This is a genomic window from Verrucomicrobiales bacterium (assembly GCA_016793885.1).
GTDB lineage: Bacteria > Verrucomicrobiota > Verrucomicrobiia > Limisphaerales > UBA11320 > UBA11320.
The window spans coordinates 56820-76814 of record JAEUHE010000079.1; the positions used below are offsets into that span (position 1 = coordinate 56820).

15 protein-coding genes are annotated in these 19995 nt (G+C 60.2%); 13 read left to right on the forward strand and 2 right to left on the reverse strand.

Features of this window, described 5'->3' with window-relative positions; translation table 11 throughout:
• Positions 1 to 22 precede the first annotated feature (22 nt).
• From JNN07_09500 to JNN07_09525, 6 genes are all read left to right on the forward strand, one after another.
• Positions 23 to 757, forward strand: coding sequence for a 50S ribosomal protein L25 (locus tag JNN07_09500; GenBank protein MBL9167963.1), 735 nt, complete (start codon positions 23 to 25; stop codon positions 755 to 757).
• A 39-nt stretch (positions 758 to 796) separates the two neighbouring features.
• A complete protein-coding gene (locus tag JNN07_09505) occupies positions 797 to 1387 on the forward strand; it encodes an aminoacyl-tRNA hydrolase (protein MBL9167964.1) in 591 nt (196 codons plus the stop codon).
• A 15-nt stretch (positions 1388 to 1402) separates the two neighbouring features.
• Complete coding sequence (gene rpsF, locus JNN07_09510) at positions 1403 to 1729, forward strand: 30S ribosomal protein S6 (protein MBL9167965.1); 327 nt, start codon at positions 1403 to 1405, stop codon at positions 1727 to 1729.
• A 29-nt stretch (positions 1730 to 1758) separates the two neighbouring features.
• Positions 1759 to 2256, forward strand: coding sequence for a single-stranded DNA-binding protein (ssb, locus tag JNN07_09515; GenBank protein ID MBL9167966.1), 498 nt, complete (start codon positions 1759 to 1761; stop codon positions 2254 to 2256).
• 82 nt (positions 2257 to 2338) lie between these two features.
• Positions 2339 to 2923: a 50S ribosomal protein L9 gene (locus JNN07_09520; GenBank protein MBL9167967.1), complete on the forward strand. Its 585-nt coding sequence runs from the start codon at positions 2339 to 2341 to the stop codon at positions 2921 to 2923.
• Positions 2924 to 3510: 587 nt separating this feature from the next.
• On the forward strand, positions 3511 to 4320 hold the full coding sequence (locus JNN07_09525) for a hypothetical protein (GenBank protein MBL9167968.1): 810 nt from the start codon (positions 3511 to 3513) through the stop codon (positions 4318 to 4320).
• Between the two features lie 6 nt (positions 4321 to 4326).
• On the opposite strand, the gene JNN07_09530 is transcribed toward JNN07_09525, so the two are convergent.
• Entirely contained in the window at positions 4327 to 7296 is a 2970-nt protein-coding gene (locus tag JNN07_09530; protein ID MBL9167969.1) for a M28 family peptidase, read from the reverse strand.
• Between the two features lie 214 nt (positions 7297 to 7510).
• Between JNN07_09530 and JNN07_09535 the strand changes: the two genes are divergently transcribed.
• From JNN07_09535 to JNN07_09565, 7 genes are all read left to right on the forward strand, one after another.
• Positions 7511 to 7939, forward strand: coding sequence for an RNA-binding protein (locus JNN07_09535; protein ID MBL9167970.1), 429 nt, complete (start codon positions 7511 to 7513; stop codon positions 7937 to 7939).
• Positions 7940 to 8160: 221 nt separating this feature from the next.
• On the forward strand, positions 8161 to 8652 hold the full coding sequence (locus tag JNN07_09540) for a hypothetical protein (GenBank protein MBL9167971.1): 492 nt from the start codon (positions 8161 to 8163) through the stop codon (positions 8650 to 8652).
• 143 nt (positions 8653 to 8795) lie between these two features.
• Positions 8796 to 9128, forward strand: a complete 333-nt coding sequence (trxA, locus tag JNN07_09545) for a thioredoxin (GenBank protein ID MBL9167972.1) — start codon at positions 8796 to 8798, stop codon at positions 9126 to 9128.
• A gap of 70 nt (positions 9129 to 9198) precedes the next feature.
• Entirely contained in the window at positions 9199 to 10200 is a 1002-nt protein-coding gene (locus JNN07_09550) for a type II secretion system F family protein (protein ID MBL9167973.1), read from the forward strand.
• Positions 10201 to 10334: 134 nt separating this feature from the next.
• Complete coding sequence (locus tag JNN07_09555; GenBank protein ID MBL9167974.1) at positions 10335 to 12494, forward strand: hypothetical protein; 2160 nt, start codon at positions 10335 to 10337, stop codon at positions 12492 to 12494.
• Positions 12495 to 12505: 11 nt separating this feature from the next.
• Positions 12506 to 17965: a DNA repair ATPase gene (locus JNN07_09560; protein ID MBL9167975.1), complete on the forward strand. Its 5460-nt coding sequence runs from the start codon at positions 12506 to 12508 to the stop codon at positions 17963 to 17965.
• Positions 17962 to 18801 carry a hypothetical protein gene (locus JNN07_09565; protein MBL9167976.1) on the forward strand — a complete coding sequence of 280 codons (840 nt, stop codon included), beginning with the start codon at positions 17962 to 17964 and terminating at the stop codon, positions 18799 to 18801. Before JNN07_09560 ends, JNN07_09565 begins: the two co-directional genes overlap by 4 nt.
• A gap of 132 nt (positions 18802 to 18933) precedes the next feature.
• Here JNN07_09565 and JNN07_09570 read toward each other — a convergent pair whose 3' ends face one another.
• Positions 18934 to 19989, reverse strand: a complete 1056-nt coding sequence (locus JNN07_09570) for a metallophosphoesterase (GenBank protein MBL9167977.1) — start codon at positions 19987 to 19989, stop codon at positions 18934 to 18936.
• Between the last annotated feature and the right edge of the window lie 6 nt (positions 19990 to 19995).

Sequence of the window (19995 nt, forward strand, 5' to 3'; positions counted from 1 at the left end):
CGCTCTAAATTGGAAACGCACGATGAAATCTGTTCCGCTTAACGCATATCCGCGCACGGCAGCACGCCGCAGCGGGGTCAAGAAACTTCGCGAAAATGGCCGAGTTCCTGCCGTAATTTACGGTCGGATCGGACAACCGCAGAACCTGGAATTGAACACCAAGGAAATCGAGACGGTGATCCACCACTCGATCTCTGAGAACGTTCTGGTTGACCTCGCTGTCGCTCAAGACACGGCGCGGCCCAAACGGCTCGCTCTGGTCCAGGAGGTGCAGCATCACCCCATCAACGGGGAAGTGCTCCACGTTGATTTTCATGAAGTCGCCGAAAACGAGAAGGTGACGATCACCGTGCCTGTGGAGGCGACGGGTGAGGCCACGGGCGTCAAGAACGGCGGCGGAACGTTGGAGCATGTGCTCCACCGCCTCAAGGTTCGCGCCCTCCCGAAGGATCTTCCCGAAGTGATCCACGTGGATGTCAGCGCCCTCGAGGTCGGCAAGTCCGTCCACATCGGCGAGATCACAGCTCCGGCGGGCGTAGAGCTGCTGGGCGACAAGAAGCTGCCCGTGTTCGCGGTGGCCGCGCCAGTGACCGAAGCTCAGGAAGCCGAAGCCGCAGCTGCGGCCGGCGGAACCGGCGAAGTCGAGATGATCAAGGAAAAGAAGGAAGATGGAGCCGAAGGCGGTGCTGCTGCGAAAGCGGGAGACAAGGCTGCCGACAAGGGCGGGGACAAAAAGCCCGCCGACAAGAAGAAGTAATCGGCCCCGGCTTTCGACTCGGATTAACCGAGAATCGAGGTGGACGAGCTCTACCTTATCGCCGGCCTTGGGAATCCAGGCCGGGACTACGAACGAACCCGTCACAACGCCGGGTTTCTTGTGGTTGAAAAGTTTTGCGAGCAATTCCGCGGTTCATGGATTGCTGAGAAACGATTTACTGCCCGGGTGGCGCGAGTTAATCTCGATGCCCGGGCGGTGCTCTTGTGTGAGCCGCTCACGTATATGAATGTGAGCGGGGAAGCGGTAGGCAAGCTCATCAGCTACTTTCGCATCCCTTTGGATCGGTTTATCGCGGTGGTGGACGATGCAGATCTGGCTTTGGGGCAAATTCGCCTGCGACCCAGTGGCAGCAGCGGCGGTCATCACGGGCTGGATTCGATCGAAAGCCACCTCGGAACCCGAGATTACGCCCGGTTGAGGGTGGGAATCGGCCGGACAGCGGACGGGCGCCGTGACATCGCCAACCACGTGTTGGGTAAATTCGGTGCCAATGAAGAGTCGGTATTGGGGCAAGTGCAGGATCGATGCTGTCGGCAGCTGCAGTGCTGGGTCTCCGAAGGCATCGGCAAAGCGATGAGTCAATTTAATGGGGCCGTGGGCCCCGCATGAAAAAAAGGCAATAGAGTGAAAAAGTACGAAGGTCTGTTCATCCTGAACACAGCTGGCAAAGAAGAAGGCATCAAGGAAGCCATCGACAAGATCTCTGCGGAGATCACCCAGGCGGGTGGAAAAGTGGAAACTGTCCAGAAGATGGACAAGAAGAACTTCTCCCGCGTGGCCATCAACAAGTTCACCTCGGGTTTCTATGTGAACATCATTTTCGAGGGCAAGCCGGCGATCGTTTCCCAGCTGCAATCGCGCTTCTCGCTCAACGAAGAGGTTTTTCGAGTTCTCTTCACTCACGCGGGACCTACACCGGTGACACCTCAGGTGCCAGCCCCTGTTAAGTAGCCGAACGCGAGGCATCCCCTTCCCCACCCATGGCCAATTTCAACAAAGTGATTATCGCAGGGAACCTGACCCGGGACCCTGAGCTTCGCTACACTCCGAAGGGCACCGCGACGGCGCGGATCGGAATGGCCATCAACCGCAGTTGGAAGGCGGAGACCGGCGAAACCCGCGAAGAGGTGACCTTCGTGGACGTGGATGTCTTCGGGCGTCAAGCGGAGGTCATCGCCCAGTATGTGCGCAAGGGCCGTCCGCTGCTCGTGGAAGGACGTTTGAAGCTGGACCAATGGGAAGACAAGACGACTCACCAGAAGCAAAGCAAGCTGAAGGTGATTCTCGAAAGCTTTAGCTTCCTGGACAGCAACCGCGGTTCTGAAGGGGGAGGTGCCCCTGGTGGTGGTGCCGGCGATATGCCCCGTGAGATGGCCCGGCCGAGATCCACAGCGCCGGCCGCAGCCGCCCCGGTCGCCAGCGCCCCGATGGGTGATGCCGACCAACCTCCTTCCGAGGAGGATGATGTTCCCTTTTGATCCCGTGTTGATCCCTGATTGAGAAATGGCCTGGTAAACGGCCTGGCTTCCAGGCCCCCGAATTTATTAAAGAAAGACTCTTATGGCAAAAGTTGAAGTGATCCTGGTTGAAAATGTAATCGGCCTCGGAGCGGAATCCGATCAAGTGAAAGTCGCATCCGGTTACGCACGCAATTTCCTGCTTCCCAACCGGCTCGCGATCCCGGTGACGTCGGCCAACAAGCGCCGGCTCGAAGTTCTCCGCCAACGGCGCGCGGAACGCGAAGCCCACGAGTTCAATGCGATGACGGAATTGGCCAAGAGCCTATCCAAGCTCACCGCTGTCCTCAGTGTGAAAACCGGGGATGACGGAAAGATGTTCGGATCCGTTACGGCGGGCACCATCGCCGACCAACTCAAAAACCAGTTCGATATCGCCCTCGATAAGAAAAAGATCCACCTCGCAGAACCCATCCGCAGTTTGGGTGATCATGAGGTCGAACTGAAGCTCCACGCTGAGGTCAAAACCACTCTCAAAGTGAAAGTCCAAAGCCTCACACCTCCGCCGGCCGCGACAACCGAAGACGCTGCTGGTAAGGACAAGCAGGGAGAAGCGGGCGGAGATCGCCGCACTGAAAAGCGCGGCCGCAAGCCCGCTGAAGGCAAAAAGCCCGAAGCCAAAGCGTAATCCACGCTTACCAAAGAAACCCATCTATTTGATAAAAAGGCAGATCCGAAAGGATCTGCCTTTTTTAATGAATTCATAAGAATAGTCTAAACTTCTCCTTAACTATTCCAAAAGAGGACCGATTAATTAGGTAGACTCGCAGGAGTCAAACGGAATCAGAGAATCAGGAACTTCGGTGGTTTGCGGGCAGCGAACGTGAACCAAAACCGACACGGATTCAAAATCTTCTAGGTGTGGTTACGAGAGCAGGCCTGTGACAGGGCGCTTCGGACACACAACCGAGAAACCAATTTGCGGGAGAGGATCAGTCGGTCCGCCCCCCCCCCTCTCCACCCCAGGCTTGCTGACCTGAACTCTCCCGCATTCCCGCCTCGCGCGAGGCGGACCTGACTAGGGGCCCCCCCTCTCCACCCCAACCCCTAGTCCCGGTCCGCCCGCGCTCTTCTTTTCTCAGGACTTCCCCCCAGACTTGCGGATTCTTCGAACTTGAGCGATTAATGACTCAATCCGTTATATCCTGGCCCACGATCACTCCGGACGTTTAGTTGAGCGTTCGGCTTGAGTGGCTGGTCCATGAGTCCCGTTGTATGAAGACCCTAAGATGTTTGTCCCTGCTGACCCTCTCAGCCTCATTCTGGCTCTCCCTGCCTGCCCCCGTGAGTGCCCTGGACGAAAAGCCAGTCTCACCGTCGTCTCTGGAGATACCGCAGTTTCCGGCGGTCATGGACTTTCCCAAGATCAGCGGAGTTTTCGTTCAAGGGGGAGCGTTGTTTCGCTGGGACAACGGGGTTAAAACGTCGATTTCAGGACCCCTACGCTTCGGGGCCGACTACGAGATCAAACCCGACGGAGAGGTGCTCCGGGCCACGTCCGCACTCTGGCGTCTGACCGAAGGTCAGATCCTCTTCCACGACGGCTCGATCCTCCTGGACGACGGCACCATGTCCTACCTTGAGGATCACTATATTCAGCAGGCCGGAAAGTTGGTTAAGGTGTCAGGAGGCAAACAGACCGTGCAAGCTCCGGGCCTGCGCCTCCCCAATGGGATTATCGTGAAAGAGTATGGCCGCATGCTCATGCCCAACGGATACCTTTCCATCCTGCAGGACGGTCAAGTCCTCCGGGCAGATGGTGAGGAACTTGCCGCGTGGGATACCATCCAGTTCCAGAACGGGGCGGTGACGCTTTTCAAGGATGGTTCCAAACTCGCGCTGGCTCCGGGGCGCCTGATGGTGATGAATGACGGCACCAAAGTATGGGGTAACGGGATGATTTCCCGACGGACACGGCTCAGCAACTGGGACGAGGTTAAGTTTCAGCTGCCCGAGGGAGCAACGGTGCGGGTGCCGCGCGTGGCCGGCGCTACCAATAAGCGCCGAGCCGAACGGGGATATTGAGCCGCATCACTTGCGGGCTTCCGGAGTCACCGTCAGCGTCAGGCTTTCGGCCCCCCGCTGCACGACCACCACCACCGGCTGGCCGATCTTAACGGCGTCGAGCGCGTAGGTGTAGTCGTAGATATTGGCGATTTTTTGTCCCGCAAACTGCGTGATGACGTCTCCCCCCTTCAAACCAGCTTTGTCAGCCGGGCTTCCGCCACGCACGCCGCTTAACTTCACTCCGCTGACCTCGGTCGCATAGTCAGGGATGGTCCCCAGGTAGGCCCGCAGATTGTCCCGGCTTCCACCCTCGGTGGCGGCCCGCGCGACCTTCACATAACCGATCGTTTCTCCAGGCTGCAGGAGGTCCTTCACCAACCGCGAGGCAAACTGAGTGATGCGTTCCAAACCCTCGTAGTTCAAGGTTTCCGGCTTGTCGGTGGGTCGATGGTAGTCCTCATGGCTGCCAGTGAAGAAGTTGAGCACCGGAATGCCCTTGGGGTAAAACGCCGTCACATCGGTAGGTAGATACGGGTCCTCCTGAAGATTGAGATTGAATCCCGCGGCCACGTTTCGTTTTTCGATCAAACGTCGCCATCCGGTGGAGGACCCGATGCCCTGTAAACTCAATCGGTTCTCCCGAAGCCTTCCGACCATGTCAAAATTGACGTAGGCAGCGATGTTTCTCAACCCGAGAGGCGGATGCTCCGCGAAATAGGAACTGCCGAGCAGTCCCATTTCCTCACCCGACCAGAATGCCACCATGAGACCACGTCGAGGCTCGCCGGCCCGGGCCGCTGTGGCCGCGGCAATCGATGAAGCCAACTCCAGCACTGCGGCAACGCCCGAGGCATTGTCGTCGGCACCCGAATGAATCTGGTTCTCCTCGCCTTTGTGGTGGAGTGAGTTGCCATCCCCATGGCCTAGATGATCATAGTGGGCTCCCACCATTACATACTCCGACACTCCGGTGCTGGGAGGCAGGATCGCCACGACATTTCGGTCCGTCTGCTTGATCTGTCGAACCGCGGCGGCCAGGGATAGCTTGGCCTTCGAAAGCCGGAAACCGCCCTCGGCATGAGGATTTTCGGTATCGAAACCGGTTTGCAGTTCCTTCAAGTCCTTGCCCTCGGCAGCAAACCAAGGCGCCACGACCGATGCCTTGACGGACATGGCCACAATGCCGGAGCCCGAGAGGCTGCCATCGGAGGACAGCGAGATCAGATCTTCCGGATGAGGCGAATTGGGACCGCTGACCACCAGCAAAGCGCGGGCTCCGTGCTCCCGTGCCATCATCGCCTTGTAGCGCAGACCTGCGTAACGGTTCAGCTCCTGGCGGCGCTTGGGCTCCACCTCCTCAGGCACATACCTCAGCACCAAAACCACCTTATTCGACACGTCCAAGCCCGCATAGGAATCATACCCCACCCCTGGCTTACCAGGCACCACCAACCCATATCCAGCGAACACCACCTCTCCTTCCACCGCGCCGTTGGCCGTGAAACTCAGCGGCCTAAAGTCCTGTTCCACCGCGTAGGTCCGCTGGGCCCCCTCAGAACTCGTCCAGGTCATCCGTGTCTCACCGGTGACCACCTGACTGCTGGCGGTGAATTCGAAGGGCTGAAAGCAGTTGGTGCCGCCGTCGGTCCCAGTCAAGGAAGCCTTTTGGAGCAAGCGGCTCAGATAGTCGGCGGCCAACCTCGCGCCTTCGGATCCGGTCAAGCGGCCCGCCAAACGATCGGACGCCAGGAAGTCCACATGTTGCCGGAGATCGGACAGGCGGATCTCCGGGCTCAGCTCACGGTCGCCCGCCAACTTCGCTTCGGGAGGATGAACATGAGCCGCACCCAGGCCGGCGGCTGGGGAGGTTCCCGTTGGGGAATGGCGCCGCGGGGCCTTAGCGAGCGCTTCCAAAGCGGCATCGTGATTCCACTGGGCAAGGAAAAGCTGAGACTGCTTTTCGGGCGTCCGATTGGAGGTCCAACACAGCTGGCGGCCATTGGGAGAGAAAACGGGCAGCCCGTCAAAGCCCTCCGAGAATGTCACCCGCACGGGTTCGCGCTCGCCCTCGCTGTCCACGAGGAAGAGCTCAAAGTTCTCAAAGCCGAGCTTGTTGGCAGTAAAGATCGCGTAGCGACCCGAGGGATGAAAATACGGAGCCCAGGACATCGCTCCAAAATCGGTCAACCGCCGCACGTCCGTGCCGTCCAACTTCATCGTAAAAACATCAGCGTTCACCCCCGTGGAATCGAATCGACGCCAGATGATGCGTTGTCCGTCGGGGGAGAAAAACGGCCCACCGTCATACCCGGGCTGGCGGGTGAGCCGCCTCACCTCGGATCCATCGATCCTCATGAGGTAGATTTCACCAAACCAGGACGGGTCCTGCGCCAGACGCTGGCGATCCTCGGCCGACAGTCGGTCGGCGGGATAAGCGTCGCGCAAGGAGCAAAACACCACCCATTGTCCATCGGGTGAAACCGCGCCTTCGGCATCGTAGCCCTGAGAGTCCGTCAGCCGGCGCAGTCCCCCGCCCTGGCGATCCGCCAGGTATATGTCCATCTGAGCATCGTAATCCCACGAATAACGACGGGTCTTGCCGCTGGCCCGAAACTCGAGTTCCTCCTGCTGCTTCTTGACCGCGTCGGGATCGGCGTGCGTGGAGGCGAAGAGCACCTGGTCGGTGCCGGGACGAAAGAAAGCGCAGGTGGTTTTACCCACGCCGGGAGAAACCCGATGAGTGTCACCGCTCCGGAGATCCAGCACGTAGATCTGATAAAATGGATTGGCGGGCTCCCGCTCACTCTGAAAAACCAGCTGGGTGCCGTCGGGAGAGAAGTATCCTTCGCCACTTCTTCGGCCCTCGAAAAGCAGCTGCCGAGTCTGGCTCAAAAAAGTGGATTCCAGTTCAGAAGGGGCGGCACTGGTCGATACACACATTGAAAATGCCAGGGCAGCGCTGAGGAAGATCAGGCGGTTCGAGAGTGGCGACATACGGTCGGAAACTACCGTGGGCCGCCGAAAAACTCGAGTGTGAATCTCAGATTGACGACCGTCCGAATTTACCGCAGCTTGCCCGGGTTGGTTCAAAAACGTGCGGTGTCGGTGTCACGGTGACAGCTTGTCCGGACTCCAGTCAAATGATGGGCAAACAGAATTCCTGCCAGGGCAGAATCTCCCACCGGTTTTTGGGCGTTTCAGATGGGTTATGAACGAATCGAGACTGTTTGTCGGCAATCTCTCGTACCAGACAACGGACAACGACCTCCAGGATTACTTCGCCGCCGCAGGGGTTGTGACTTCCGTTAACGTCGTGATGGACAAGCTCACCGGGCGCTCTCGCGGGTTTGCATTCATCGAATTCGGCTCGGCCGAAGACGCGAACAAGGCCGTGGAGATGTTTCACCAGAAGGAGTTCCAAGGCCGGGTTCTGACCGTCAACGTGGCTCGACCACGCGAAGAACGTCCTCCCGGCGGCGGGGGTGGCGGTGGCTTCCGCGGCGGCGGTGACCGGGGCGGACGCGGCGGCGGTGGAGACCGCCCAGATCGCGGCGGTCGCGGTGGTGACCGGGGCGGCGGGGATCGCGGAGACCGTGGCGATCGGGGAGATCGCGGCGAGCGGCGATACCGCGGTTGATAGCCCGCTCGGTTATGTCCGCGAGCTTAGGCTCGAGAGTCGTCTTGCGGTGCTGTTGGAACCAGGCTGGCTGACCAAGTCACCTGGGCCGGCTGAGTCAGGGTGAATTAGCGGCCTTTTTGATGGAACGGATTGGCCCTGAGTCCCAAAGATGATGTATTCCTTGAGTTGAGGTTTGACACCGATCCGAACCAACCCTAGTTTCACGCAGGAAACGTTTTATGTCCGAGAACACTCCTAATCCAGGTGCCGTTCCGCCCACACCGGCGGAAGCAGCGAAGGTTCAACCCAAAAAGGAAACCGTCCGCATTCCTCTTCCGACTCCGCCCCCCAAGGCGGCTGCCTCGACCATTAAGTTGCCCTCGATTCCGGCGGGAGGCCCTCCTCCTCCGACCGCGGCCACTCAAGCAGCGCCGGCTCCGGTGGCAGCTGCCCCAGCCCCCGCTGTGAGATCGGCAGCGCCGGCGGCTCCCGTGCCCCCCTCGACCGGTGCACCCAGCTCCACTTTGGCCAAGCCCGCCGGTCACCAGACCGCGGCTCCCTCTCCGGCGACCCCTGCCAAACAGGCTCCGGCACCAAGACCCGCCGCTGCGCCAAGCGGCCGCCTCGCCACCATTGATCTCGTGCTCGGGATTGCCGCAGCCGTCGCTGCGATCGCGGCCGTGGTAAGCATTTTCTTGCTGAACCAGTTAGCTCAAACGTCGGCGATCTGATGAGAGTGCGGATCACTTCAGGCCGAGTTGGCTCCCATCTAGGGATGGCGCTGACAGAATTTTGACTATATTTTGACCAAAAGTTGACCGAGTCCAAAGTTGACCGAGTCCGAACTTGATCTACCAAACTAAGACCTGAATTTATGGCCGCAGCCAACGTACTGACTTTCACCTCCGCCAATTTTAAACAAGAGGTTTTGAGCTCGAGCACCCCGGTTTTTGTAGATTTTTGGGCCGAGTGGTGCGGACCGTGCAAGATGCTCGCCCCAACGATCGATGAACTTGCCGGGGACTACGCCGGCCGAGTGAAGTTCGGCAAGGTCAACATCGATAACGACCAAGACTTGGCCGTTCAATACAACATTCAGTCCATTCCGACCGTGTTGCTCTTCCGCGATGGCCAGATTGCCGGCCAGATTGTGGGCAGCGGCCCCAAGAAGAAATTCAAAGACGCGATCGACAAGGTCGCGGTCTAGCTCTCGCTCGTTTGCGGAGCAGAGTTGGCCTGCCCAGGTGTAACGCTGCTCCGCAACGCATTCCGAGGCCATGATCCTCACGCCTCGACAGCTGGTCCAAAAAGCCGACTTTTACCGTCAGCTCGGTCAGATGACAGAGGTAGGACTGACGCTGCAGCTGGCGTTGGAGACTGCCCTTAAGCACGCCCAATCCGGCCAGATGAAGCGGGCTCTTACCCGCGTAATCGAATCGATCCATCAAGGCTCCAGCTTCGGCGAGGCCTTGTTAGCCCAGGGCCGGTGGATGCCCGCCTTCGACATTGCCTTGCTGGGTGCCGGAGAGCAAAGCGGCCGGTTGCCTGCGTGTTTTCTCAAGCTCGCCGGCTACTACGATGACCGCGCACGGCTTCTCCGTCGCGTGCTGGCTTCCCTCGCCTACCCTATCTTCCTCGTCCACATCGCCGCCTTGGTCTTTCCGATCGGCGCGCTCCAAAACCTTGTGACGCAGGGAGCCATCGGATATTTCCTACTGACCAAGATTCTCATCCTCGGCCCGATCTACCTCACCGCCGGAGCCATCGCCTACTACTCTCAAAGCGACCGCAGTGAGTTCGTTCGCCGACTGCTCGACCGGGTGCTCGACCTAACTCCGGTCGTCGGCTCGTCCCGCCGCAGCATGGCCCTCTCCCGCTTCTGCCTCGCGCTGGAGGCTCTGATTAATGCCGGCGTGGAAACCATCCACGCCTTCGAGCTTTCCGCCGTGGCCAGCGGGTCCTTCCGCCTTCAGAACGCCTCGCGCGATTTCCGCTCGCAGCTGGAGTCAGGCGTGCCGCCGTCGCAAATGCTGGATCAAGCCGGCATCTTCCCTACTGAGTTCCTCCAGCAGTATCATTCCGCCGAACTGAGCGGTAAGATCGATGAAACCCTGGTGCGCATGCACAAGTATTATGAAGACCAGGGAGCCCGCCAGTCCCACCTGGCGGTTGTGCTCGGCGGAGGCATCATCTTTGGGGTAGTGATCATCACCATCGCGTGGCAGGTCATCCAGTTCTGGCTGGGGTATTTCAATCAGATCAACCAGGTCATCCCCTAGCAGCCTGCCGCCTGCTAGCCCGCACAAATAGTGTTGGCTCTCCCAGCCCCATCTGGTAATCACACCTCTCACATTCGAGGTTAACAACAGATATTCGCACCTGCTCCTGTGATGAGCCAACTTTACTGAGAACCATGTCACCCATCCTTCTCATCCCCATCTTCGTCGTTCTCGCCGCCATCCTCACCATCGTGGCGCTGTGCATCCGCAAGATCCAGCCAGGCCGCGCCGGCGTCGCCACCGGCTTCGGCGGCATCAAGGTGGCCTTCGACTATCTGATCCGCCTGCCCGTGCTGCAAAGCTACCACGTGGTGGATATCTCCGTGAAAAAGCTGGAGATCTCCCGCAAGGGAAAAGATGGCCTGGTCTGCAAGGACAACATCCGGGCCGACATCTCGGTCGCCTTTTACATCCGCGTGGAAGCCACCGAGGAAAGCGTTCGCAAGGTGGCTCAGATGCTCACCCCGGAGCGCGTGTCGGATGTCAACCAGCTGCGCGAGCTCTTCGAGGCCAAGTTCTCCGAAGCCCTCAAAACCGCCGGCAAGCAGATGCAGTTCCATGAGCTGTTTACCGAACGAATCAAATTCCGCGACCAGATTCAGAACACCATCGGCAAGGATCTGGATGGCTTCATCCTGCAGGATGTCGCGATCGACTATCTGGAGCAGACTCCGCTGGACCAACACGATCCCAGCAATGTGCTCGACTCCGAGGGCATCAAGAAAATTACCGAAATCACCCAACGGGAAAGGGTCGTCGCCAACGAATTCTCGCAGCGCGCAGCGGTGCAGATCGAACGCGAGAATGCGGACGCCGACATCGCCAAGCGCGAACAGAAGCGCCGCAACGAGGAAGATACGGCCAAGCAGACCCGCGCAATCACGGAAATCAAGGCCAACGAAGAGGCCGAAGCGCGAAAGGTCATCGAGGGCCGCAGAATGGAGGTGGAGCGCAAGCGGCTGGAGGCAGATGAGGCAATCCGGCTCCGCACCGAGGACATGAACCGCTCCGTGCAGGAACGTGAGTTTACCGTGAAGAAGGAGAAACAACGGCTCGAGCAGGAATCCATCCAAGAGGGTGAGGAAGCGCGAGTTCGTCGAGAGCGCTCGGTGTCGCTTTCGGAGATGGATAAGGAGATCAAGATCGCAGAGGCGGCAGTCGATGTGGAACGCAAGCGCGCCGTGGTCGTCGCCGAGCAAAAGGCGGTTGTCCAGCAGCAGGAGGAAAAGACCAACATCGAGGCTCGGATGACCGCCGAGCGGGTTCGGGAGGTCACCCTCATCGAGGCGGAGATGATAGCCAAGAAAGACCAGGTCGAGAAGGTGGTTGCCTCGGAAGCTCAGCGGGAGGCGGGACGCAACTTGGCGGAAGCCGAAAAGATCAAGCTGGTCATGGCCGCCGAGGGGGCGCGCGAGGCCGCCCTGCGGGACGCCGAGCGCATGCTGACCATGGCGGATGCCGAGGCCAAGTCGTCCGAGAAGCACCGCCAAGCCATGGAACAGAACGCCGAGGGGGTCGCGGCGCAAGAAGCCGCGAAAGGACTGGCGGAGGCCCGAGTGATCACGGCGCGAGCCGGCGCTCGCAAATCCGAGGCGGTCGCCCTCCGCGAAATCGGCCTGGCCGAGGCCGAGGTCACCAAGGCCAAGGGTGATGTCAGCGCGGAGGTCACCCAAACGCAGGCGGCGGCCGAAGCGGATGGCACGCGGAACCGGGAAAACGCCACCGCCACCGGAATCGAGGCCAAGATGCGAGCCGAGGCCAAGGGCATTGAGGAGAAAGCCAAGGCCATGAAGCTCCTCCATGAAGCCGGTCAACAACACGAGGAGTTCCGGCTCCGACTCGCCAAGGAACGGGACATCGAACTGGCCGCCCTCACCACTCAGCGGGAGATCGCCCAGGCTCACTCCACTCTGGTCGGCGAGGCTCTCAAGAGCGCCAAAATCGACATCGTGGGCGGGGAGAATGACTTCTTTGAGAAGGTGGTTCGCGCCGTCGGCAACGGCAAGGCGGTGGACCGGCTGGTCCACAACAGCAACACGCTGACCGAGATCAAAAACACGTTCTTTAACGGCGACGCCGAACACTTCAAGGCGCAGCTCCGGCGCTGGGTGCAGGATTTCGGGATCAAGACCGAGGATCTGAAAAATCTCACGCTCTCGGCGCTGCTCGGAAGGATGCTCGCTTCAACCCAGGACGCCGACTTGAAGTCGGTGCTGAAATCCAGCTTGAACGCCGCGAAAGAAGCCGGGATCGCTTCCGCTCCCGCGAGTCAAGTCATGGGTGAACCGAGCTAACGCCTGTCAACATGGCCGAGGCTCCACCAGGCTCCTCTCCTGATACCCGGGAAGGCGCTCCGCCCCCACCATCAGGGGCGGCCGCCTCCAACGCCTCATTGGCGGGAGCCACTTACGACCTGATCCGAACCAGGCTCCAGGCCGAAGGAGCACGTCTCCGCGAGCGGATGACCGCCCTGGATGAACGCCGCCAGGAGGTCTTCGGATCCATCGAGTTTAAGCTCCTGCGGGCTGACCGCATCGTCACGGCTCATAACTGCCTGCCGAAGGACATGGTCCAGCTGGGGGAAAAACGCTTCCTGTTCGGGTTCAATGTTCAGTTCGGACTCAAGCGAGAGATGGACCTGTCCGACGTGTTCGCCATCTATGAGCATGACAGCGAAACCGGCGCCTGGAAAGAATCGCCGCTGGACGTACTGCGCGATAAGAATTTCCTGGTCGATTTCAAGCGGCTCTACAACGTCTACGAGAAAAGTTCATTTCAGAAGTTCTCGCTGGTCGAAGGCAGGCTCTATCTCATCTTTTCCACCGGCCCTGGCATCGACGACATTGCGGCGTTCAAATGGGAATACAACGACGGTGCGCCGCGTTACCTGGACGGCCGAGCCGAGGCCGAGTTTCGCCGGATCGGCTTCCCCCCTCCGCACGAGTTCAAGTGGCTGCTACCGGACCGCAACTCGTTCCGCTACGGGAACCATCCGCATGTGTCCATCGAGGACCGGGTGTTCGTCGAGTGCATCGGGGGCGACCTGACCATCAAGATCGAGGATAGCACCGTCAGCGGCGAAGGCATCTACTCGGAGCCGGTTGACGACAAGCACCAGAAGCTGGATGACGCCGAGATCGCCTACGCGATCGTCGATCACCTGATCCTCCTCAAAGTCCGCCCCTACAAGGAGAACACCGCACGGTTCTTCATTTTTAACGAGAAGACTGAGCAGGCTGTCCGCGTCGATTCCATAGGCCAGTCCTGCGTGTTCCTACCGGAGGGTCATGGGCTGATCTTCCCTGATGGCTACTATCTGGCCACCGGGGAACTCAAGCAGTTCGCCATCGATGAGCCATCGCTGGTATTCGAGCGCGTCATCCATGCGCCAAATGGAGAGGACTCGCTTTTCGTGTTCTTCGAACGGAACTCGGGATCGTACGCGCTCTTCCCCTACCGGCTCATCCAGCAGCGCGTCGAGGAGCGAATCACCTGCAACGGCTACTCGCTTTTCCCCAATGGAAATCTGGTGCTTTTCCGCGCCGATCGCGAGCCGCAAAAACACCACACCGTCCAGCTCCGCCAAACCCCTTTCCATAAACCGGGCTTCGAACCTCCCGGCAATCGGGACGCCTTTCTCTACCAGGTCGGAAACAAGGAGGTGGTCCGATGCCTCGCCGAGTGCAACGAGGTGCTGACGTTGGTCCGCAAGGAAAGTCCCTACGCCGCGCTCTACGACGACCTGGTCAAGCGCTGCCGAAGCATTCTGGACACATACGCCTGGCTCAACCACGCCGAGGGCTCCGGCCTCAATGAGGCGTTATTGAAGACTGCCGAGATCGCCGACAAGGCGGTGGCGGAGTTTGACAAAGTCCGCCGATTGCAGCGCGAGGCGGCCGATCGTCTCAAGGATGCGACGAAACGCTCTCAGGATTGTTTTCAGGACATTCGGCGCGGTTCGTTCCGCACGCTCAACGAGTTCGTGCGCAGCCTCTCGGCGCTTCGGCAACTGCGCGGAGAACTCATCACGCTCAAGGAAGTTCGCTACATCTCGATCCCGTCCATCGAGGCCCTTGAAAAATCTGTTGCCGAGCAGCTGGTCCAACTTTCCGGAACCTGCGTCCAGTTCCTGCTGCGCCCCGAGTCCTTGGATCCCTATCGAAAGCAGGCGGAGGAGCAGCGTGCCGCCGTCGAGAAGGTCGCCAAAGCAGCCGAAGGCCGAAAAATCGAGAAAGCTGTGTCGGATGCCGGCGCGGAGCTGGAGATGCTGATTGAAGTGGTGAACGGCCTCCGGATCGAAGACGCCACCGAAACCACGCGGATCATCGACGGCATCACCTCCGTCTACTCCACGCTCAACCAGATTCGGGCCGCGCTCAAAAAGAAGCTCAGCTCGCTCGTCTCCACCGAAAGCACCGCCCAGTTCACCGCCCAGGTCAAGCTGCTGAGCCAGGCGGCGGCAAGCTATCTCGATCTCTGCGACTCTCCGGCCAAATGCGACGATTACCTCAACCGCCTCTCGGTGCAGATTGAGGAACTGGAAGGCGCGTTCGCCGACTTTGAAGAGTTCACTGTCCAGCTGACGGAGCGGAGGACGGAGATCTACGAGGCGTTCGAACAGCGAAAGATCGCCTTGGTGGAGCAGCGCAGCCGGAAGGCCTCGGCGCTGATGAGCGCCGCCGAACGAATTCTGAAGGTGATTCAGAACCGGCTCGCGAGCTTCAAATCCCTCGAGGACATCAACGCCTACGTCGCGTCCGACCAGATGGTCGCCAAGGTACGCGACCTGACGGCCCAGCTGCTCGCCCTGGAGGATGCCGTCAAAGCCGATGATCTTCAGGGCCGGCTCAAGAGCATCCAACAGGAGGCGGTGCGCCAGCTCAAGGATCGTCAGGAGCTGTTTGCGGAGGGACCAGGAATCATCAAGCTGGGACGCCACAGTTTCAACATCAACACCCAGCCTTTGGACCTGACGGTGGTGATGCAGGACGACGCCCCCCATCTCCATCTCACCAGCACGAAATATTTCGAGCCTATCCTGGACGCCGCCTTTCTGGCCACCCGGGAAGCCTGGGGCCAGGAGGCCATCTCGGAGAGCCCCGAGGTGTACCGAGCCGAGTTCCTGGCCTGGCAGCTCGCCAAGACTCTGGTCGAACCCGGGCCTCAGCTTCCCGAGGCATCAAGGGACCCCGCCAACACCCTCGAAGCCATCCTGCAGGAATCATCCGCGCAACGGCTGGCCCGCGTTCAGGCAGGCATGGCTTCACGCTATCAGGACGGGTATACCAAGGGGGTGCATGACCTTGATGCGGCGCGCATCTTCGAGGCCTGGATTACTACCCACCACGCCCTGCAGCTCGCTCGCTACTCTCCCACGGCACGCGGTTGCGCACTGGTTTACTGGACCCGATTTTGCGGGGATCAGGAGCGGGTGCTTTGGATGGCCAAGCTCCGGGGCTTCGCCGAGCGAAATCGAGTCTTTCCTGGCGACGCCGTGCAACAGGGCTACATCGGCGAGCTGCGCACCTCGGTAGCCGGATTTCTCCACCAACATGGCCTCTTCCCGCGCGGGACCGAGTCCGAGGCCGGGGAGTATTTGTTTCATCAGCTCCTGGAGGGGGAACGCTTGGTCTCCAGCCAAGAGGCGGAGTCGCTGCTCACCGTGTTCCGACAACATCTCGCCGCCAAAGGCAGCGAGGAGACGTTCTTGAAGGCCCGCCTTGCCCTGAAGGACCACCCTGGCAGCGAACTCGAGCTGGTGCGGGACTGGGTGCGTGGCTTCCTGCTCGACAAACCGCAGGCCCGACCGTTCCTGGAGGAAGTCGCGGCCTTCCTCTTCGCCGGCGACACCGTCCAGCGTCAGCCCGTCCAGGCCCCCGCCCAAACGATGCTGGAGGGGATGCAAGGTCAGCACCCCCGGGTTCAAACCAGCCGTTACACGTTTGACTATCACGACTTCACCGCGCGACTCCATCGCCACGAGCGCGACTTCGTGCCGCGCTTTCAGGCCTACCATCAGATCAAACAGGGCCTGCTGGAGCGCGAGCGCAAACGGCTGCGACTGGGCGAATTCAAGCCGAGGGTCCTGAGTTCCTTCGTCCGGAACCAACTGGTCGACCATGTCTACTTGCCGCGAGTCGGCGACAATCTCGCCAAACAGATAGGCGCCGCCGGCGATGCCAAGCGAACCGATCTCATGGGCCTACTGCTGCTCATCTCGCCTCCGGGCTATGGCAAGACCACTCTCATGGAGTATGTGGCCGCCCGACTCGGAATCGTCTTCGTCAAGATCAACGGCCCCGCCATCGGCCACGCCGTCACGTCGCTGGATCCGGAGGAGGCCCCCAACGCCGCCGCTCGGGAGGAAATCCACAAGCTCAACCTGGCCCTGGAAATGGGCGACAACGTGCTCATCTGCGTCGATGACATCCAGCACTGCAATCCGGAGTTCCTGCAGAAATTCATCTCGCTTTGCGACGGCCAGCGGAAGATCGAAGGGGTGTGGCGGGGCCAACCTCGAACCTACGATTTGCGCGGGCGAAAGGTGGTGGTGGTCATGGCCGGCAACCCTTACACGGAGAGCGGACAGAAGTTCAAGATTCCCGACATGCTTGCCAACCGGGCCGACACCTACAACCTGGGCGACATCATTGGGGGCAGCGCGGAAGCGTTCAAAGCCAGTTACCTCGAAAACGCCATTACTTCCAACGCCGTGCTGGCGCCGCTGACTAACAAGAGCCAGAAGGACATTCGCTCCTTCATCCACCTGGCCGAAACCGGGGAGCGTCCTGCCGATGGGTTCGAGGCCAACTACTCCACTCAGGAGCTGGATGAGATCGTCGCCACGCTCAAGCAGCTGATCCGGATCCGGGAGATCATCCTGCTCGTCAACCAAGAGTACATCCGCTCAGCGGCGCAAACCGATGACTATCGAACCGAGCCGCCGTTCCGCCTGCAGGGGTCGTATCGGAACATGAACCGGCTGGCCGAGAAGGTGGTGCCCATGATGAACGACGAGGAGGTGCTCCGTCTGGTCACCGATCATTATCAGGGGGAGTCCCAAACTCTGACGACCGGCGCGGAGTCCAATTTGCTGAAGTTCCGCCAAATGATCGGGATTCAAACCCCGGACGAGAAGAAGCGTTGGGAGGATATCTGTGCGACCTTCCGACGAAACCTCATTGGAAAAGGAGGCTCGGACCAGGATCCGGTGAACCGCGTGGTACAGCAGCTCTCGGCCGTCCATACAGGCTTGGAGTCGATTCAGAGCACGCTGGCCGGGCACCTCGCCCAGAAGGCAATCCCGCCCCAGATCTCCATCGACCTTGGTCCGCTGAACGACAACCTGGGAGCCTTGCAGTCAACCCTGCGCGCGCAGGCTGGCTCGGCGGCGGCGCCCGCCGCGCTGGGCACACAGCTGAGTGACGGGCTTCGGGCTTTGCGCGAGGATCTCAGCCGCGCCATCACCGCCGTCCACACCGGAGCCATGGCCGAGAAAGTGAGCAGCCTCTCCCACGAGATGGAGATGATCCACAGCACCCTGGCGACCCTGAAAGACATCTCCGCTCAGCAGCGAGATCATGTTCGCAAGATCGACGAGATGCTGGTCGCTCGAGCCAAGGACGGAACCGTGGAACTGCCACTCACTCAGGAAATGTTGAACAACGAGCGGGTGTTCTTGGAGAAAATCCAGCAGGCGCTGGCCGAAGCCCAAAACCAGCCGACCGCCCCTGCCCCTCCCCCACTGCCTGGAAACCAAACATGAAAACCTTCGCCCAGAAAATCCAAGAAGCCGCCCAGAAGGCGATTCGAATGAAGCAAGCGGTCGAAGGCGCTCCGCTGAAAGTGGCGGAATTCCGCCACGCGCTGCAACAGACGACCCATGAGCTGCAAGGGATCGGCCAAGATGTCCAGTCCACGATCTCCGGGCTCAAGCTCACGGATCCCAGCGGCCTGCCCGAGGCAGTGCATCAGATCACTGCCGCCGCCCCGGTGTTGCGGGAGGCGGGGTATGAGGTTTCCGGATTCGAGATGGAATTGGGTCCGATCCACCGGTTGGTCCTCCTGCTCGACCGAGCTCAGGCCGTCCCCTTGCCCCTGCTCAGCAGTCTCGTTCAGCGGCATGCCGGCGAGGCCATTCTTCAGGGACTGCTGGAGGCGGTGCTCGAAGCGGAAACAATGGTGGTGGGCCTCGAGTTGCCAAAGCTCTCGTATCGCCGCCTGCGCATCCATCTCGGTGCGATCCCGACGATTCGCCTCATCTGGGAAGCCCATGAAAACGCCAAAGCGGCCTCTCGGTTCGTGGCCGGCCACGAATCCGGCGTGCTTCCCTCTTCCATGACCGGCTCAGTGCAGACGACCACTCCCAATATTCCCACCTACGGACAGTCTTCCTTCTTCGAGCGTCGGCCGACAGCCGCGCCCTCCAGTCCACCGCCGCTGCCCAACGCCGGGGTTCCACCTCACCCTGAGCATCCGGCCCCCGCTGCCACCCCGGCAGCAATCCCGCCCCCGCAGCCGCATAGCTACTCCAAGGATTGGGGACGTGGCGCTCTCGATCGTTTCAAAAAGATGCCCAACCTGGGATCCGACAATGGTTAATCACCCATAAAGATGATCATTTTTCACCACCCTCTCCCGATTATTTCATACGTACGTTAGGAATAATCGGGCATGGATCGTGGGCTAACCGGGGGAGGATGAGGGCTGGGCGGACGGTATCAAGTCCCGTGGCTACGTCCGATGTACCGGGTTACTGCCTGACGAGTTCAGGGGCTGGAACCGAAGATCCAGATGCGCGCCGAAGGCGTTGGCGTGGGTCACCAACTGAGGCACGCCTTGGATCACGTCTAACGCCGGTTTGTGAACGTGACCCGCACAAACCCCCAACAGCGTCTTCGCTGCAAACACCTCGCGATGAAACGCCAGGGTGGCACTCGAGTGCCCGCCCTCCGGCCAGCGAGGCCGCCGTTCAAGTTCATATCCTTTATCGGAAGACGCCCCCCAATCCGGATGGCCGCAACCGAACCCCACCGAACGCCCCGGAGCATACAAGGGGATATGAACCAACAAAACCATCGGCTGTCCGCGACGGACCTCAGTCCTCCAGAACCGCAATTGCGCAGGCGTAATCTGGTAGTCCGAGTTATCAATGCTCACGAACCGAACCCCCTGAACTTCGACTGAGCTGGCCATCGGATCCCGACCTTGGTAGAGCGGCAGCAGGCGCTTTTGGATCCAGGTGGCTCGTAACGACTCGATGGATCCCTCCATTCCCTCGTAGTGCCAGTCGTGATTGCCCGCGACGTACACATAAGGCAGCCCGGCGAAGCGCAACCGGTCCAACACCCATTCAATCGCGGCCTCCGAGGGAAAACTAAAGAGATCTCCGACAATCGCAACGAGATCGGCCTTGATTAGCTGCGCCTGGCGCAACGAAGCCTCGAAGCATTCCTGGGGATGCGTGGCCTGGCCGGTCAAAAAATGCAGTGGCCGATTGTAAGCGCCAGCCATTCGGCCGCTGAACGAGCGGAACGGGATCCCTCGAACGTCGTCCAGGAACAAATGGGTATCGGCCAACATCAGCACGCGAAGCGGCCGAGAAATCAGCGGGGAATAAAAACTGGCGTTCTGGCCCTCCAGCGCGAAGGTCCCTCGGGGCTGGGCTCCCGGAAATCGCGGGACAGTGCGACCCGCAGCTCCCTCCGGATAGGCCGCGGCTTGAGCTCCCAGAGCCACGCCGGCCGTGGCGGAAACCGACAGCGAACGAAGGAAACCACGACGGTTCATAACTTG